The organism is endosymbiont of Galathealinum brachiosum, assembly GCA_003349885.1.
Classification (GTDB): Bacteria; Pseudomonadota; Gammaproteobacteria; order SZUA-229; family SZUA-229; genus SZUA-229.
In genome coordinates, this window is record QFXC01000007.1 from 345,604 (window position 1) to 363,319 (window position 17,716).

13 protein-coding genes are annotated in these 17,716 nt (G+C 40.1%); all 13 read right to left on the bottom strand.

Annotation, left to right across the window (positions count from 1 at the left end; translation table 11 throughout):
- Positions 1–218: 218 nt before the first annotated feature.
- The gene (lpdA, locus tag DIZ80_04180) at positions 219–1,985 is read right to left on the bottom strand and encodes a dihydrolipoyl dehydrogenase (protein ID RDH85030.1); all 1,767 of its coding nucleotides are present in this window, start codon (positions 1,983–1,985) and stop codon (positions 219–221) included.
- A 123-nt stretch (positions 1,986–2,108) separates the two neighbouring features.
- The gene (aceF, locus tag DIZ80_04185) at positions 2,109–3,410 is read right to left on the bottom strand and encodes a dihydrolipoyllysine-residue acetyltransferase (protein ID RDH84674.1); all 1,302 of its coding nucleotides are present in this window, start codon (positions 3,408–3,410) and stop codon (positions 2,109–2,111) included.
- A 127-nt stretch (positions 3,411–3,537) separates the two neighbouring features.
- Complete coding sequence (aceE, locus tag DIZ80_04190) at positions 3,538–6,201, bottom strand: pyruvate dehydrogenase (acetyl-transferring), homodimeric type (protein RDH84675.1); 2,664 nt, start codon at positions 6,199–6,201, stop codon at positions 3,538–3,540.
- Between the two features lie 306 nt (positions 6,202–6,507).
- Positions 6,508–8,211 (bottom strand): hypothetical protein, encoded by a 1,704-nt coding sequence (locus DIZ80_04195; GenBank protein ID RDH84676.1) that lies wholly within the window; start codon positions 8,209–8,211, stop codon positions 6,508–6,510.
- 3 nt (positions 8,212–8,214) lie between these two features.
- Positions 8,215–8,520, bottom strand: a complete 306-nt coding sequence (locus DIZ80_04200) for an anti-anti-sigma factor (protein ID RDH84677.1) — start codon at positions 8,518–8,520, stop codon at positions 8,215–8,217.
- Between the two features lie 30 nt (positions 8,521–8,550).
- Positions 8,551–9,738, bottom strand: coding sequence for a hypothetical protein (locus tag DIZ80_04205; protein ID RDH84678.1), 1,188 nt, complete (start codon positions 9,736–9,738; stop codon positions 8,551–8,553).
- A 28-nt stretch (positions 9,739–9,766) separates the two neighbouring features.
- Positions 9,767–10,843: a chemotaxis response regulator protein-glutamate methylesterase gene (locus DIZ80_04210; protein RDH84679.1), complete on the bottom strand. Its 1,077-nt coding sequence runs from the start codon at positions 10,841–10,843 to the stop codon at positions 9,767–9,769.
- An 11-nt stretch (positions 10,844–10,854) separates the two neighbouring features.
- Complete coding sequence (locus DIZ80_04215) at positions 10,855–11,484, bottom strand: chemoreceptor glutamine deamidase CheD (protein RDH85031.1); 630 nt, start codon at positions 11,482–11,484, stop codon at positions 10,855–10,857.
- A gap of 35 nt (positions 11,485–11,519) precedes the next feature.
- Positions 11,520–12,371, bottom strand: a complete 852-nt coding sequence (locus tag DIZ80_04220) for a chemotaxis protein CheR (GenBank protein ID RDH85032.1) — start codon at positions 12,369–12,371, stop codon at positions 11,520–11,522.
- Positions 12,372–12,539: 168 nt separating this feature from the next.
- Complete coding sequence (locus DIZ80_04225) at positions 12,540–15,386, bottom strand: methyl-accepting chemotaxis protein (GenBank protein ID RDH84680.1); 2,847 nt, start codon at positions 15,384–15,386, stop codon at positions 12,540–12,542.
- 92 nt (positions 15,387–15,478) lie between these two features.
- A complete protein-coding gene (locus DIZ80_04230; GenBank protein RDH84681.1) occupies positions 15,479–16,399 on the bottom strand; it encodes a hypothetical protein in 921 nt (306 codons plus the stop codon).
- The gene (locus DIZ80_04235) at positions 16,399–17,154 is read right to left on the bottom strand and encodes a chromosome partitioning protein (protein ID RDH84682.1); all 756 of its coding nucleotides are present in this window, start codon (positions 17,152–17,154) and stop codon (positions 16,399–16,401) included. The genes DIZ80_04230 and DIZ80_04235 overlap by 1 nt, the downstream gene beginning before the upstream one ends.
- A gap of 39 nt (positions 17,155–17,193) precedes the next feature.
- On the bottom strand, positions 17,194–17,706 hold the full coding sequence (locus DIZ80_04240) for a chemotaxis protein CheW (GenBank protein ID RDH84683.1): 513 nt from the start codon (positions 17,704–17,706) through the stop codon (positions 17,194–17,196).
- Positions 17,707–17,716 lie beyond the last annotated feature (10 nt).

A 17,716-nucleotide genomic window follows, 5' to 3' on the forward strand; every position in this document is an offset into this window, starting at 1 on the left:
TTTTGCTTTTGCTATGGGTAATTGCAGTTTGTACACTGCTATGACACATCTCCATCGGGGAAAGAACGCCGTTTTTTGGCGCTCTTTCCCCTGGTCGAGACCACCGAGAGTTGTGCGGAGTCGTTCATCGCTCTGCCGATCTGATCGGAATTAATACAGGGGACGGAGCTCAAAGAGCGAGGTCCATCCCCGATGGAGATGTGCCATAGCAGGGTAATTTATTTCTTTTTCTTCGGCATATAAATATCGGTACAGGTACCTTCAGCAACTTCAGTCGCAAAATTCAATGTCTCAGACAAAGTAGGATGAGGGTGAATAGTCATGGCTATGTCATCCATTTCAGCACCCATTTCAATTGCCAGTGCAGCTTCAGCTATTAACTCACCTGCATTTTTGCCCAGAATACCAGCACCTAACATACGGTGTGTTGTCTTATCATAAAGCACCTTGGTAACACCATTAGTAGCGCCAACTGATAAAGCACGACCACTGGCAGCCCAGGGGAAAGCGCCTTTAATGTACTCTACACCTTCTGCTTTAAGCTCATCTTCTGTCTGGCCACACCAGGCAACTTCTGGCGCAGTATAGGCAACCGATGGAATTGTACGCACATCAAAGAAACGTTTTTGACCATCAATCACTTCAGCTGCAATTTTTGCTTCATGAGTCGCTTTGTGAGCAAGCATTGGCTGCCCCACGACATCACCAATTGCAAAAATATTATTCACATTAGTGCGCATCTGGTTATCAACAGGAATAAAACCCTGATCATTCACCACAACACCCGCTTTATCAGCATCAATTAATTTACCATTCGGTGAACGACCTATCGCAACCAATACGTTATCAAAAGTATCTTCTTCAGGTGCTTTTTTACCTTCAAACTTACAGGTAATACCTTTCTTGCCCGGTATTAACTCAGTTACTTTTGTACTGGTGAAAATATTTTCATATTTCTTTTTAAGTGATTTTTCAAATGGACGAATTAAATCTCGATCTGCACCTGGAATTAAACCCGGGCTTAATTCAACAACGGTAACTTTTGCACCTAATGCAGAATAAACCGTAGCCATTTCCAGACCAATAATGCCACCACCCACAACTAATAAACGTTTAGGAATATTATGCAATTCCAGTGCGTCGGTAGAATCCCATACACGTTCATCATCCCAGGGAATAAAAGGAAGTTTTGTTACAGATGAACCGGCAGCAATAATACAGTTTTCAAAACCTACAACCTGTTTCGTACCATCACTCGCTTCTACTTCAATAGTATTCGCTGATGTGAATTTACCAAAGCCATGCACAGTTGTTACTTTGCGCTGTTTTGCCATGGATTTTAAACCACCGGTTAATTTACTTATTACACCGTCTTTATATGCGCGTAGTTTTTTATTATCAATTTTTGGTTTGGTAAATTTAACGCCTAAATCTTCATGAGAAAACTCTTCAGCTTCACTAACAACCTCTGCGACATGCAATAGTGCTTTTGATGGTATACAGCCTACGTTTAAACATACGCCACCTAGATATGGATCTTTTTCAATTAAAACAACTTGCTTGCCTAAATCAGCTGCACGAAATGCTGCGGTGTAACCACCAGGGCCAGAACCTAAAACGACAACTTGTGCCTGAATATCTACATCACCGGAAAAGCTACTGGCGGCCGGGGCAGCTTGAGCTGTTTCTACTGGTTTTTCTTCTTTAGCAGGTTCAGCTTTTGTTTCTACAGGAGCTGCAGCTTCACCGCTGGTTTCCAGCATTAAAACTAAACTGCCCTGTGCAATAGAGTCACCAACAGAAACTTTTATCGATGTCACTGTGCCAGCTGCAGGTGATGGAATTTCCATTGATGCTTTGTCAGATTCAACTGTTATGAGTGAATCTTCTTCAGCAATCTGGTCGCCTACTGCTACTAAAACTTCGATAATTTCTACTGAATCGAAATCACCGATATCAGGTACATTTACTTCTATTGTGCTCATAACTTTAAGCCTTTCAAAATATTTTTTATTTATGGGTACACCCATCGCGAGCTAAAGTTCGCTCCTACAAATAAACATTAGCTTTTGTAGGAAGTTAGCTTTAGCTGACGATGGGGTACTAACCTATAACAGTAGACGACGAGCATCTGCTAACAAGCTACTCACGTAGGTAATAAATCGTGCACCATCTGCACCATCAACAACACGATGATCATAAGAAAGTGAAAGTGGGCACATCAATTTGGGCTCAAATTCTGAACCATTCCAGACCGGCTTCATTGACGCACGTGACACACCTAAAATAGCCACTTCAGGTGCATTTACAATAGGTGTAAAGTTTGTACCACCAATTCCACCTAAACTAGAAATAGACATACAGCCGCCCTGCATATCAGATGGTTTTAATTTTTTATCTCGTGCTTTAACAGAAAGTTCACGCAGCTCCATTGAAATTTCTACTAGTGATTTTTTATCAACATCACGTATAACGGGTACAACTAATCCATCTGGCGTATCAACAGCAACTCCGATATTGAAATAATTTTTCAGTATCAAATTTTCACCACTAGGCTCTAATGAAGAATTAAAACGTGGATATTTTTTAAGGCCGGCTGCTACCGCTTTCATAATGAAAGATAACATGGTGAACTTAACACCTTCTCTTTCATATTCTTTATTAGATTGTTTACGAAAAGCTTCAAGTGATGTTATATCTGCTTCATCAAATTGCGTAACATGAGGAATCGTTACCCAGTTACGATGCAGGAACTTACCAGTTAATTTATTAATTTTACTTAATGGTTTAATTTCAACTTCACCAAACTGGCTGAAATCAATTTCTGGCATTGCTTCAACACCTAATGCTGCACCACCATTAACCGATGCACCACCAGTCGACATTACCTGCTTAACGAATGCTTGAACATCTTCTTTTACAATTCGTTCATTACGACCTGTACCGCCAATTTTTCCCAGATCGACACCTAACTCACGTGCAAATTTTCTAACAGCTGGTGATGCATGTGCATTTTTAAAACTAACCGGATCAATATTAGCAGTAGGTGAAGGCCTTACAGCAGGAGCTGTCGCTGGTGCAGAAACCGGTTTAGCCGCTTCCTCAACTTTTGCCGCAACTACTGGTGCTTCCTGTTTTGCTGGCTCTTCAACAACAGGTGCTGAACTAGCAGATGTCTCAACAACAACCACGACGCCGCCTTCAGCAATTGACTCACCAATGTTAACTTTTATTTCTTTAACTGTTCCCGTATGACTGCTAGGAATTTCCATTGAGGCTTTATCAGACTCAACCGTAATTAAAGAATCTTCTTCGGCAATTTGATCGCCGACTGAAACTAAAATTTCGATAATTTCAACAGAATCGAAATCACCAATATCAGGAACTTTTACTTCGACCATTTCACTCATGGTTTACTCCAGTTGTTTAACTGTTTTTATTTGTTACGTTTGCTCACTCCTGCGAAGGCAGGAGTCTAGTGACTTTAAAGTCGCTACATTCCTATGTCTGCAGACCCAGGAATGACAATGTTAAATACTAAGCCGTAGCAGGATTCGGTTTTTCAGGATTAATACCATACTTCTCTATCGCTTCCTGAACTTTACCCGCCGGGAACTGACCATCATCGGCCAGTGCCATTAATGCGGCAACCGTTACATATTTCGCATTCACTTCAAAGTGCTTACGTAATTGCGCTCGAGTATCAGAACGACCAAAACCATCAGTACCTAACACATCATACTGAGCCGGAATCCACTTACGAATTTGCTCTGCATAGGTACGTATGTAATCAGTTGCAGCAACCACAGGGCCGCGTTTATCTTTCATACATTTTTCAACGTAACTTAAACGTTTATCTTCTAATGGATGCAAACGGTTCCAGCGATCAACAGCTTCACCTTCACGTTTTAATTCATTGAAGCTGGTTACGCTCCAGATATCTGCATCAATAGACCAGTCTTTGTCTAACATTTCTGCTGCTGCAATGACTTCACGTAAAATAGTACCTGACCCCATAAGCTGTACTTTCTTGCGACGTTTACCGCCACCTTTTAATAAGTACATGCCTTTAATTACGCCTTCTTCACAACCTTTAGGCATAGCAGGCTGGATGTAGTTTTCATTCATTACTGCAATGTAATAGAAAACATTTTCCTGATCCTGGTACATGCGACGCATGCCGTCTTGAATAATAATGGCAAGCTCATATGCAAATGTTGGATCATAAGATACACAGTTTGGAATGGTGCCAGAGACCAGGAAACTATGACCATCCTGATGCTGTAAACCTTCACCGGCTAATGTCGTTCTACCTGCTGTACCACCAAGCAAGAAACCACGTGCCTGCATATCACCCGCCATCCACGCCAGATCACCAATACGCTGGAAACCAAACATAGAATAGTAAATATAAAATGGCACCATATTTACATTATGCGTACTGTAAGAAGTTGCCGCTGCAATCCACGATGACATTGCGCCGGCTTCATTAATACCTTCTTCCAGAATCTGTCCTGTTTTATCTTCTTTATAAAACATCACCTGCTCTTTATCCTGCGGGGTATACAACTGACCCACTGAAGAATAAATACCAAGCTGTCGGAACATACCTTCCATACCGAAAGTACGTGCTTCATCTGGTACGATTGGCACAACATACTTACCCATTTTTTTATCACGGGTAATTAATGTTAATAAACGTACAAATGCCATAGTCGTCGACATTTCACGATCGCCAGAACCTTTGGTAATCGGCTCAAACACAGAAAGATCAGGTGTTTCTAATGGCGCAGCTAAACGCTGACGAGCTGGCATTGGACCACCTAACTTGTCACGTTGCGCTTTCATGTATTTCATTTCTTCTGAGTTTTCATCAGGACGATAGTATTCACATTTCGCCGCCTGCTCATCAGTAATAGGAATATTGAAACGATTTTTATAAGCAATCATTTCTTCTTCATCTAATTTCTTCTGCGAGTGAGTACGCATCTGGCCTTCACCCGCTGCACCCATGCCGTAACCTTTAACCGAGTGAGCTAAAACGACAGTAGGTTGACCATCTAACTTCGCCGCTTCTGCATAAGCTGCAAAAACTTTATGCGGATCATGACCACCACGGTTTAAACGCCAGATATCATCATCTGACATATCTGCAACCATGGCTTTTAATTCAGGGTATTTACCAAAGAAATGCTCACGTACATAAGCACCATCTTTAGATTTGTAATTCATGAAATCACCATCAACTGCTTCAAGCATACGCTTTTGCAATAGACCATCATGATCTTTCGCTAACAATGGATCCCAGTAACCGCCCCATAATACTTTAATAACTTTCCAGCCAGCACCACGGAATACAGCTTCTAATTCCTGAATAATTTTACCATTACCTCGAACCGGGCCATCAAGGCGCTGCAGGTTACAGTTAATGACAAATGTTAAATTATCTAATTTTTCACGCGATGCTAAAGAAATCGCACCTAAAGATTCAGGCTCATCAGTTTCACCGTCACCCATAAAGCACCAGACCTGACGGTCGCGGGTATCAGCCAGGCTACGATCCTGTAAATACTTCATAAAACGTGCCTGATAAATAGCACTAATTGGACCTAAACCCATAGAAACGGTTGGGAACTGCCAGAAATCAGGCATTAACCATGGATGAGGATATGAAGATAAACCATTACCATCTACTTCCTGACGGAAATTATCTAACTGAGTGGTATCCAAGCGACCTTCTAGAAATGCTCGAGAATACATACCCGGTGCAGAGTGCCCCTGGAAGAATACCAGATCACCACCGTGCTCATGACTAGGCGCACGCCAGAAATGATTGAAACCAATATCATATAAAGTCGCAGCAGATGCAAAACTCGCAATATGTCCACCTAACTCAGATGCCTTTCTATTGGCTCTTACAACCATAGCGGCTGCATTCCAGCGAATTAATGCGCGAATTCTGCGCTCTAAAGCATTATCACCTGGCAGGGTTGCCTGTAAATGTGTAGGAATGGTATTTACATAAGCTGTAGTCGCTTTATGAGGTAAGTTAGCCCCTGAAGTGCGTAACTTATCGATCATCTGTTCTAATAGATAATGCGCACGATCTGCGCCATCAGATTTAAGCACCCCTTCTATAGCATCAAGCCATTCATGGGTTTCTAATTGATCAATATCCTGATCTGGTATTGGTGTAGACATTTATTTCTCCAGCACTCTCTGGCAATCTATATAAGCCAATGATTAATATACTTGATAGACACTTTAGTTCGCGCTGGCTGAAAAGCAAGTTATTTTTACACGCCAAATATTATAAGCATATTTATCAACAGGTTACGCTCATGAAATAATTTTATGGCTAATAAGATTGATATAAAAAGAGGTTAGAATGAATTGTTTATTGTGGACCTGTAAGTCTATATTCTTATTATTATGGATCAACTTTTAAGCAAAAACGCATAAATTAACAAAATACTAACCTGCACTACACAGTGCTGTTTTAACTGCTCAGGATTTTTTAATACCCCAGTCATAATAAGCCATAACAGAGTTTCCCTTACCTAACACTTTCATTTCAGTACACAGTGAAGACACCAGCTTTAATCCTCGACCAGAATATGCATTCTTATCTGTATTGGTATTTTTAAAGTCATAACCTTCACCACTATCCATAAGGTTCAGGCTTAAACGCCCTCCACCCTCTCCATTAAGTTCATGTCGTAATGAAATCTGTATATTCCCCTCCTCCATAGACTCAAGGCGTTTCTGCTTTTCCTGATAAAAATCCATATAACCCTGCGGTGTATTTTTCATTGAAGAATCAAGTTTTAAAATACCATGGTCAAGCGCATTCGCAAACATCTCTGTTAACACCGTATGTACACTGTTCCGGCCACTTTCCAGCGGTTGTAACTGATTCACCGCCTGCATGATATATGGCAATACATCAAACTGACGCAAGCTCTTTATATCGAGGCTAAACTGTAATGCCCAGTCAGATGCCACTCTTTGCTCATAACTAAATTCTTTATCCGATGCAAATTCGATTTGCTCCTGATGTGCTACTTCAAGCAATGTAATATCATCTGTTTGCTCCGCACCTTTACAAAATTGACTACAACTTGTGAGAATAGCGTCAAAAAGATCCGTACCCTGATCGGTATTTTCAAAAACCTTTAACATGCGATCCAGACCATACATTTCAGCATCAGAATTATTGGCTTCCATAATTCCATCAGATGCAGCAATCAGTCGGTCGCCGTATTCGAGTGTATGCATTTCAATCTCAAATTGAGACGAGGCTAATTTACTAATTCCAAGCGGGATATTTTTAGACTTAAAAGTATGTATTATTTCGCCCTTACGAAACAGATACATATCAGGTAATCCGGCATTAACAACACTCAGTACATTATTGCTTCTATCTATACTGATTAAACCACCCGCCATAAACATATGTGTAGGTAGTAATTCTATTAGTTTTGAATTTGCCTCAGCTAGCATATCCACAAATGAAAAACACTTCTGCGTCATACTATGAAAAACATCTGAAACAGGTAATGCACCAATTGCCGCCGATAGTCCGTGACCTGTAAAATCACCAATCAATACATCCAGCCCGGATGTCTGGTTTTTTTCAGCTAGAATCAGATCACCATTAAACATCGACATGGGTGACATAGAATACTGTAAACCGGTTTTTTCCCCACGCAAATCATTTCGTATTATTTTTTGAAATAGTTTCTGGGTTAAAATCATCTCCTGCTGTACCTGCAGGTTTTGTTCTTTTATTTCTTCATTCTGTTCTTCAATGTTTTTATATAAAGCACCTATTCGCAACATTGAATCTATCTTTGAATTTAATAACACATGATTAAATGGCTTGGTTAAAAAATCATCCCCACCAGAGTCAATACATTTAGCTAAAGCAGATTCATCTGTCATTGCGGTAAGAAAAATAATAGGTATAAAACGTGACTGACGACTTTTAATAATTTTTGCAGCCTGGTAACCATCCATCACAGGCATCATTACGTCTAGTAAAATAATATCGACATGATTCTCTTCAACTGCCTTAACAGCCTCTTCACCATTTGTTGCCTGTATAAAACCATAACCAGAATCTTTTAGTAAGGCACACAAAACCATACGGTTAGTAAGATCATCATCAACAACAAGAACTATTTTTTCTTCGCTCAAACTTAAAGCCATAAGTTAACCCAGTGTAAATATTTTATCAAAACTGGCTATAGTAAGAATCTCCTTTATTTCATCACTAAACCCAACCAGTTTAACGGTACTGCTTTGAGAGTCTGCATGTTCTTTTAATAACAAAAGCATACCTAACGCCGAACTATCCAGATACTCGGTTGCTGACAGGTCAACTGCATACTGACCGGCACTGATATTCACATCTTTATATGCTTTTCTAAAATCATTATGCAGACTAAAATCAAATCGTCCGCTTATTTTCATGGTTGCTGTTTTATTATCTCCAGCTACACTCATCGATATACTCATAATAGACTCCTGTTAAATTAAGGGGCATTCTCAAAACAGATCAATTTCACCCTCACTCATATCATCCTGACTTTGCGTCGTAGAGTGAATACTTCTCGCTTTATCAGTTACCTGCTCAATACTTTCATTAAGATTATAGATCAACATACTAACTTCTGGCATTGCCATTTCAGTTGGCTCTACAGATGATAAAGATGATTGCATGTCTGTAAATAAGTCATCAACCAGGCAGATGTGTGAATTTAACGCTTCACACTGCTGTCTGGCAATATCTTCAAACTGCAGTGATCTCACTGCAATATTAACTCCCTGCTGAACATTTGCCGCTATATTCTGAGCGAGATCCAGCTTCCCACTTACAAAATTATTTTTCTCATCCATTAATATTAATACTTCATCGACTCTGGCTTTATGCTGCATAGCCACACTCATATCTTTACCGGCTATTTCACCAACTATTTCTTTAGCTTTAGCAATATTAGATTTTGATTTTTCAACCACATCACGAATTTTATCATTCAAATTATTTGAATTTCTTGACAGGGCACGCACTTCATCAGCCACCACCGCAAAACCTCTACCGGCTTCACCAGCTCGCGCCGCTTCTATTGCTGCATTTAATGCTAATAAGTTCGTCTGATCAGCGATCCCGCTAATTTCACTTAATAATTTATTCACCTCATCCATCTGTACTTCAATATCATCAACAGTATAAACCATGGTCATACCACCACGGCTAACATCAGTTATATTCTCTACAAAGTATTCCAGCACATCTTTAGTTTCTTCTATAAATCCTTTATCACCACTTTCGCCATTACCCTCCTGTAAACCATCAATGATTTCATGCATTAATGCATCCTGGGATGAAGACTGCTCTGATAAACTGGTAAAGCTATTGGATAGCCCGGCAACCGCTTCTGATACGATTGATTTCATCACATCAACCTTCGACATGATTACCTTCAATTCTTCTGATAACTTCTGATACTGATTTTTTGAGTTGGTTAATAAATCAACTGCAGACTGAAGTTGTTCATTTTCAACTTCAGCACTCTGCATATTTTTATTAACTTCCCTCAATAACAAATAACTACTGAACGCCCATATCAAAATAATGATAAGTAGTTCGGCGAACACATAAGAACCATTTGAAATTACTAATTCAAAAATCAGAACAAATACAGATAATACGCTTGCTGTAAGTATAAATTTCACATTATTTTCCTGCTATAAAGAACATAGATTACTCAACACAATATTTAATAATTTCTTTGCCAATTTTACTCAATGTGAACTCTTTATCCACCGCTCCCAGTTTAACTGCTGCACCGGGCATTCCCCAGACAACGCAACTATCTTCATCCTGTGAAATATTATAAGCACCCTGCTGCTTCATTTCTAACATACCTTCCGCACCATCAGCACCCATTCCTGTTAACATAACACCCATTGCATTCGGCCCCACATTCTGGGCTACTGATCTAAACATCACATCAACACTCGGTTTATGCCTGCTTACCGGCGGACCATCATTTAATTTACAGATATATTCTGCTCCACTGCGCTGAACCAGAAGATGTTTATCACCCGGTGCGATATATGCATGACCCGGTAATATTTTTTGACCATCAGTGGGTTCACAAACCACGATCTGACAGGTTTTATTCACCCGTTCAGTAAACGCCTTACTAAAAGCAATAGGAATATGCTGTGAAATAACTATTCCCGGTGAATTTGCGGGCAAACTTTCTAACACTTCTTTAATGGCTTCTGTTCCGCCTGTCGATGCTCCAAGCGCAACGATTTTATCAGTCGTTTTAAAACGAAGCTTTCCTTCTTTTTTATCAAGCACCGCACCTGCATCAAGTTTTTTAGCTACTCTTAATACGTTAGCTGAAGGTTTATATTCTCTAACTTTTGCATGACCCGCAATTTCCAGTTTTTCAATAATCTCAACGCTATATTCCTGCAATGCATCTTTCACATCTATCTTTGGCTTGGAGATAAAATCAACCGCACCAACATCCAGCGCTTCAAGGGTAATATCAGCACCCTGCTCTGTTAATGTGGAAATCATAACAACAGGCATCGGCCTTAAACGCATAAGATTTTTAAGAAAAGTAACACCATCCATTTTTGGCATTTCTATATCCAGTGTTAATACGTCAGGGTTTAACTGTTTTATTTTTTCACGTGCATCCATCGGGTCTCTGGCCACACCGATAACTTCTAACGTTTTTGAGGAATCAATAATTGTTGACAGCACCTGCCTCACTACAGCAGAGTCATCAACTATTAATACCTTAATTTTTTTCGACATCATCCCACCATTTAAAACAGTTCAATATCACTTTGAACTGGTTGTTCATCAATGCTTTTACGATAATTTTCTTCACGTTGCTTAATTGTTTCATTATGCATATTCTGTAATTTTTTAACTCTTACTTTACCTGTGTCAGCAAAAAACAGTACTTTTCTAGGATAAATATCACCCATATCTTCTGCTATTATTTTCAACCCTTCTTCCTCTAAATATTCATGCACGAAGTTTATATTTTTTTTACCTATATCCATTTTTGTCATACTGGAAAGCACCCGGCCACCGCCAAACAGCTTAACTTCGAGATTTTTTCTGCTGCCTCCTGCTTTTAAAATTTCATTTATCAGCATTTCCATTGCAAAATTACCGTATCGAGTCGCACTGGTAAGGTGAATTTTACCTGCATGCTCATCTTCACATCCCATGGGTAACATAAAATGGTTCATACCACCTATACCCATTTTTTTATCCCGTATACAGGCAGATATACATGAACCTAATACCGTACTGATTAATTCACCATGCATACTTACATAATATTCACCGGGTAGAATTTTTGCCGAAAAAGTATTATGCCGCTTATCCCAGAATCGACTTATATGTTCCAGCCCCCTCAGGCATTCTGGCATCGATGCTTCCATCTCTGCCTTTTTTTGCATCCTTGAAACAACCACTTTTATTTTACCTTTCTATAAATTGTCTGACCCAAAGACTTAAATCTATCTGTCACTTTAAATAGCGACTCGGAATGACCAATAAACAGGGGGGCACTTTCGGGTAAAAGTTCAGCGTATCGATCAAATAGCTCTTTTTGCGTTTCTTTATTAAAGTAGATAACGACATTGCGACAAAACATAAAATCGAATGGCCCGTTAAATGGCCACTCATGTAATAAATTTAATTGCTTGAAGGTAATCATATCAATCAGGCTCTGATCCATTTTGACCATGCCTTCTGCTTTACCTTTGCCTTTTTTTACATAATTACGCAGGTGTTTTTTATCAAGACCGGTCACCCGCTCTTCTTTATATACACCTTTAGATGCACGTTCGACCATCTCATAATCAAGATCAGATGCCAGTATTTTTATATCCCAGCCTGATTTATTTTTAAAATGGTCCAGCACTGTCATGGCTATAGAATAAGGTTCTTCTCCTGAAGAGCAGCCAGCCGACCATATACGAATACGTTTATTTTTTTTAGTTCTTTCTAATTCAGGTAAAACAGTTTTAGCCAGGTATTCAAAATGATGAGGTTCACGAAAAAATGAAGTCAGGTTAGTTGTGATTGCATTAGTGAAAGAAACAAGTTCAGATTCATCACCGGCTTTAAGTAAGTCACAATACTCGGCAAAATCACTTACTCCACATTGTCGAATACGTCGTGCAATACGACTGTATACCATCGTACGCTTGATATCACTTAATACTATTCCAGTACGATCTGCGACCAGATCCTGAATAAAACGAAAATCTGTATCGGTGAAAGGGAATTCCTTATTTTCGAAATTTACCCCATTCGGATTTATATGATTGCTCAATGTAATGCCTTTGCTTTATGGGTTTTAACCACTTAAATAGTGGTTTTTTACCGACTTGCTGTGAGCTAATTTTAAAATTTACTATTATTATAAATCCATCGCTAGCCCATGATTATTAATCCGGGCTGACAATGGCTTAGCGTAAACTATCTAACTTTAAAACTCTTCCCACTCATCATCATCGTCGGCTACAGGTGTTGGAGCACGCTTTGCACGTTTAGGTGCTTTCTTTCTTCTAACGGGCGCTTCTTCCTCTTCTTCGTCATCATCTTCTACTTCAACTTCTACCATGCGGGTTTTTCTGCGCTTACGTTTTGGTGCCACTTTAACCGGTTCCGGCTCTTCCTCACCTAAATCAAAGAAGTCCATCAGGTCATTCATCTCTTTGGCTTCTTCATTCATTGATTCACTGGCCGCGGTTGCTTCTTCAACCAGTGCAGCATTTTGTTGAGTCATTTCATCCATTTGTGTAATGGCTTTATTGACCTCCTCAATACCAGCTGACTGTTCCTGCGCAGCCGCTGCAATTTCAGCAATGATGTCGCTTACCTTCTTAACGCCATTTACAATTTCTTCCAGTGTTTTTCCAGATTCATCAACCAGTTTAGAACCCTCATCTACACGCTCTACACTGTCATTAATCAGGCCTTTAATTTCTTTTGCTGCGCCTGCTGATCTCTGTGCAAGGTTGCGTACTTCGGCGGCAACTACCGCAAAACCCTTACCCTGCTCACCGGCTCGAGCCGCCTCAACCGCTGCATTCAGTGCAAGTAGATTGGTCTGGAAAGCAATTTCATCAATAACCCCGATAATATCTGCAATTTTCTTACTACTGGTGTTGATCTCACCCATTGCATCAACGGCTTTCTGCACAACTTCGCCGCCTTTTTCTGCCTGATCTCTGGCAGCCGCCGCTAACTGATTGGCTTCACGGGCATTATCCGCATTCTGCTTAACGGTTGATGTCATCTCTTCCATACTGGAAGCGGTTTCTTCAAGGCTGGACGCCTGCTCTTCCGTGCGCTGACTTAAATCTGCATTGCCTCGTGATATTTCATCCGATGATGTCAGAATCGTTTCTGAACCTTCCATAATCTGATCGACCATATTCGACAGTACACCAGTTGTCATATTCAGCGCCTGTTTTAATATATCAAACTCACCGCTATATTCACCATCCATGTCTTCGGTTAGATCACCTGTCGACAGTGCTTTGATAACACGCGTAGATTCTTTCAGTGGCTCAACAACTGCATCCATTAATTCATTAATACCTTCACCCAGGCCTTTCATAAAGCCGGAATAAGTTGATGCATCTATTCGAGTATCTAACTGACCCTGCACAGCATTATCAATCAATGTCTGTATCTGACGTTCCGCATCTTTCTGCTCGGTGATATCACCCCACTCCACCATATTACCCATGAGGTTGCCGTCATGATCAAGAATCGCCGTTGCATTCACAGTAAAATCTAAACCTGCAATCGTTAATTCTGCCTTCATTGGCAGGTTATCAGCACTGGCTAATAAGTGTCGCTGATGAGCCGGATTTTTATGGAACTGATCGATATTCTGACCAACCAGGTTATGCGCATCAAAACCGGGGAAGAGTCCACGTAGTGCCTCCGCCCTGTTCGCCAGCATATTTACTACTGCAGGGTTAGCATAGGTGATATCCAGATTAGTATCACAAATCATCAGGTTCGCGTCTGAGCCATCAATAGCAGACTGTAAACGAGCCACTTCAATTTCTTTTTTCCTTGTTTCTGTAACATCAGACCATTCAAGTGCATTACCCACATAATTTCCTGCCGTGTCCATTGTGGCAGTTACATTTAACGCAAACGTTAAATCACCAATCATGATATCGGTTTTAAAAGGCAGGTTGCCCGGGTCGGACATTAACTGACGTTGATGAGCCGGATTTTTATGAAAGGTATCAATACAGGTGCCTACAATGCCTTTTGCACTGAAACCGGGAAATGCAGAAGAAAACTGCATCTGATATTTCATCAAAAGATTAGTTGTTGCCTGATTAACATAGGTAACAATAAAATCACGATCAACCATCATTACAGCCTGAACCGATGAATCAATAGCGCCCTGAACCCGCGCCACATGATTTTCCTTTGCCACTTCTTCAGTTACATCTGACCACTCAAGTGCATTACCAATGTATTCACCATTAGTATCCATCATGGCGGTTACATTTAATTTCATCGTTAAATGCGCAATTTGTATATTGGTGCTGTAAGGCAGATTTGCCGGATTCGCTAATAACTGTCGCTGATGTGCCGGGTTTTTGTGGAAGCCATCAATATTAGACCCCATAATTCCGCCCACGTGAAAACCTGGAAATACAGATTGCAATATTGCTTCATGCTTTGTTAACAGGTCAATTGAAGCCTTGTTAGCATAGGTAATGTTAAAATCACGATCTATCATCATCATGGGTTGCATAGCACCCGAAACGGCTGATCGTAAACGGGCAAGTTCTGCTGCATCTGTATCGTTCATTGTCGTTGCTCCTTGAGGGGCATTATCTGATTCATTTGTTGTACTGATATTTGTATCTGTATATGCATCGAGCATAACTTTCGCAATCACTTCAAGCGCCTGGTGCCAGGCCGCTCCTATTTCATCTGTCCACACATCACCCGCCATGTCTTTCATCGTGTCGACAAGCGTGCTGGCAACGACAGGATAATGCTCAGGTAAAGCACCATAACCCTGATGACGTTCACCCATTGCGGTTAATACAGGCGCTAATGCATCCGGATTACGAACATTTTCTATAACCAGCTTTAAAGCTGCGAGTAACTTTTTCTGCTGTTCAGCAGGGGTGGTATGATCAAACATGGGCCTGACTGCTGGTGCACGTATAAACAACTCATCATAAAAACGCCGTACCAGTTCATCACCTCGGGGTGCCAGTAAATTAAAACTGGTTTCCAGTGTTTCCACATCCAGTCCTAATGGTGATACGTAATCTGCTGAACTCATTCTTTCTACCCTTTTAATTATTCTACTTAATGCCTAAAAAATATTTCACGCTAAATCGGTTTGTTATCAGGTACGGTTTAATAAGCCGCTAATTACTGCAATTCAAGAATCTGCTGCATACCTAAAATCTGTGCTGATTCCTTTAAAATGTCCGATGGGTTTATCCAGTTAATCACTAAATTATTCTGATGAGCATAATTAAATAATGCACATAATAATTGCAAAGCGGAACCGTCAATTCGCTCAACCTCTGATGCATGTATATCTATTTCATCATTATCATTAATTAATGCCAGCATATCGTGCTTGAGCGCCTGTGATTTACTAATATCCTGAATGCTATTTAAATGTAAAACCGGATGCCCCGAATCAACTAACGTTTCTACTGATTCAGTTTCCTGAATTTCAGGTTCAACGCTTTCAACCTCAACAATTTCATCTTTATAAGCTGCACACATGGTTTCAGCCCCTGCAACTAATAACTCCATCCATGCAGCACTGATTGCTTTTGTCCATGAACGTCCGATTATTTTTTTAAAACTGGCAATTAATAATTCTGCTACAACCGGGTAATGATCAGGCAATGCACCATACCCCTGATGACGCTCACCCATTACTGTCAGTGTCGCTTTTAATGCATCTTCATTATGTAAATTATCAACCAGTAACTTTAGCGCTGCTGCCAGTTTGCCCGCCTGTGCTTTCTCTTCTGTATTTTCAAATAAAGGCTTTACTGCCGGGTACCGGGTAAATAGTTCATCATAGAAATCAACAACTGTTTCTTCCAGTACATCTGTTGCCAGCCCATAACCCTTTAACAACGCGGTTTCATCTATGGAATGACCCAACACCATTATCATGTTAGCAGTATCCTTTTTTTGTTTTTCAGCAGGTTTCTTTTTAGCTGCTGCAGGCGTTTCTTTATTGTCCTCAGGTGCACTTTTACTGTCTGAACTATCATCAAGCCAGGCCAGAGGATCAAAGCCAATCATTGATTTTTTTTCACGTGCCATTAGCAAGTCCTTCCTATACAAAAATCTTCAGCCAGATCGCGATAATCAATCGCCCCATTACAACCCTTTTGATGTTCTTCAACGGTTAAACCAAAACTGGGGCTTTCCGCCAGCGGGGTTGATTCACGAATAGATGTTTTTAAAACCTGATCAGGAAAATAAGAGATCAACTTTTCTTTCACGTCCTGAGACAGTCGTCTTCTGGGGTGAAATCGTGTAACCACAAACCACTTTTTAATTTCATGTTTAAGGCGTTGTTCAAAACCTTTTAATGTACCTAGCAGGTGCGACAAACCGTGTAATGTTAAATAATCACTTGATATCGGTATAAGCACTTCATCTATTGAATACAACGCACAAACAATTAAAAAACCAGAAGATGGTGGGCAATCAATTAACACATAATCATCATCTAACTGACTTATTACATCTTTTAATTTTCGAGCAATCATCGATGATGAACTTTTATCAATATGCTCCGCCTGCCCCAGATTATTGCCACAGGGAATCAGACGTAAATTTTTTCGACCTTCAACAATTACATTTTCCAAAACATCATCATGTAATAATAAGTCTTCTATGCCTAAATGTTCCTGCCAGTTAACACCCAGACTAATTGTTAAACTACCCTGTGGGTCTAAATCTATGAGTGTAACTTTGTAACCTTTCTGTGCCAGCATATACCCCAGATTTGCAGTGGTTGTGGTTTTACCCACGCCGCCTTTCTGATTAATAACTGCAATCTTTCTGGTCATATATCCTCGTAAATTCTGTTAATGCAGAGTTATTTAATATTATTCAGTGAGCGTATCAACGACGGCCAGTTCTGCTGCATTTAACATATGATCAATATCCAGCACAATAATCATTTTTTCATCAATAGTGGCAAGACCAGTAACAAATTCGGTATCAACTGCCGTACCAAAATCAGGGGATGCTTTAACATCATTTGCGGGCACGTTATAAACGTCTGAAACCGCATCAACAACAACACCCATTACCCTGTCAGCATTACCTTTACTAACCACGCTTAATATAATAACCACCGTGGTTGCATCATATTCTTTCTTTTCAAGCATAAAACGTAAACGCATATCAATAATGGGCACAATTGCACCACGAATATTAATTACACCACGAATATATTCCGGGGTATTTGGGATATTAGTAACTGAATCCCAGCCTTTAATTTCCTGTACTCTTAGAATATCTACACCGTACTCTTCACCCGCTAAAAAAAAGGTTAACAGCTCTTTAAACTCTTTTACCGGTTCGCCATTACCTAAATCTTCTGCTGTTTCCGACATTTTTTTCTCC

What these genes read in the sequence shown, in the direction of transcription:
- lpdA (RDH85030.1), bottom strand. Translation starts at nt 1,985, where the DNA reads ATGAGCACAATAGAAGTAAATGTACCTGATATCGGTGATTTCGATTCA.
- aceF (RDH84674.1), bottom strand. Translation starts at nt 3,410, where the DNA reads ATGAGTGAAATGGTCGAAGTAAAAGTTCCTGATATTGGTGATTTCGAT.
- aceE (RDH84675.1), bottom strand. Translation starts at nt 6,201, where the DNA reads ATGTCTACACCAATACCAGATCAGGATATTGATCAATTAGAAACCCAT.
- DIZ80_04195 (RDH84676.1), bottom strand. Translation starts at nt 8,211, where the DNA reads ATGGCTTTAAGTTTGAGCGAAGAAAAAATAGTTCTTGTTGTTGATGAT.
- DIZ80_04200 (RDH84677.1), bottom strand. Translation starts at nt 8,520, where the DNA reads ATGAGTATATCGATGAGTGTAGCTGGAGATAATAAAACAGCAACCATG.
- DIZ80_04210 (RDH84679.1), bottom strand. Translation starts at nt 10,843, where the DNA reads ATGTCGAAAAAAATTAAGGTATTAATAGTTGATGACTCTGCTGTAGTG.
- DIZ80_04215 (RDH85031.1), bottom strand. Translation starts at nt 11,484, where the DNA reads ATGGAAGCATCGATGCCAGAATGCCTGAGGGGGCTGGAACATATAAGT.
- DIZ80_04225 (RDH84680.1), bottom strand. Translation starts at nt 15,386, where the DNA reads ATGAGTTCAGCAGATTACGTATCACCATTAGGACTGGATGTGGAAACA.
- DIZ80_04230 (RDH84681.1), bottom strand. Translation starts at nt 16,399, where the DNA reads ATGGCACGTGAAAAAAAATCAATGATTGGCTTTGATCCTCTGGCCTGG.
- DIZ80_04235 (RDH84682.1), bottom strand. Translation starts at nt 17,154, where the DNA reads ATGACCAGAAAGATTGCAGTTATTAATCAGAAAGGCGGCGTGGGTAAA.
- DIZ80_04240 (RDH84683.1), bottom strand. Translation starts at nt 17,706, where the DNA reads ATGTCGGAAACAGCAGAAGATTTAGGTAATGGCGAACCGGTAAAAGAG.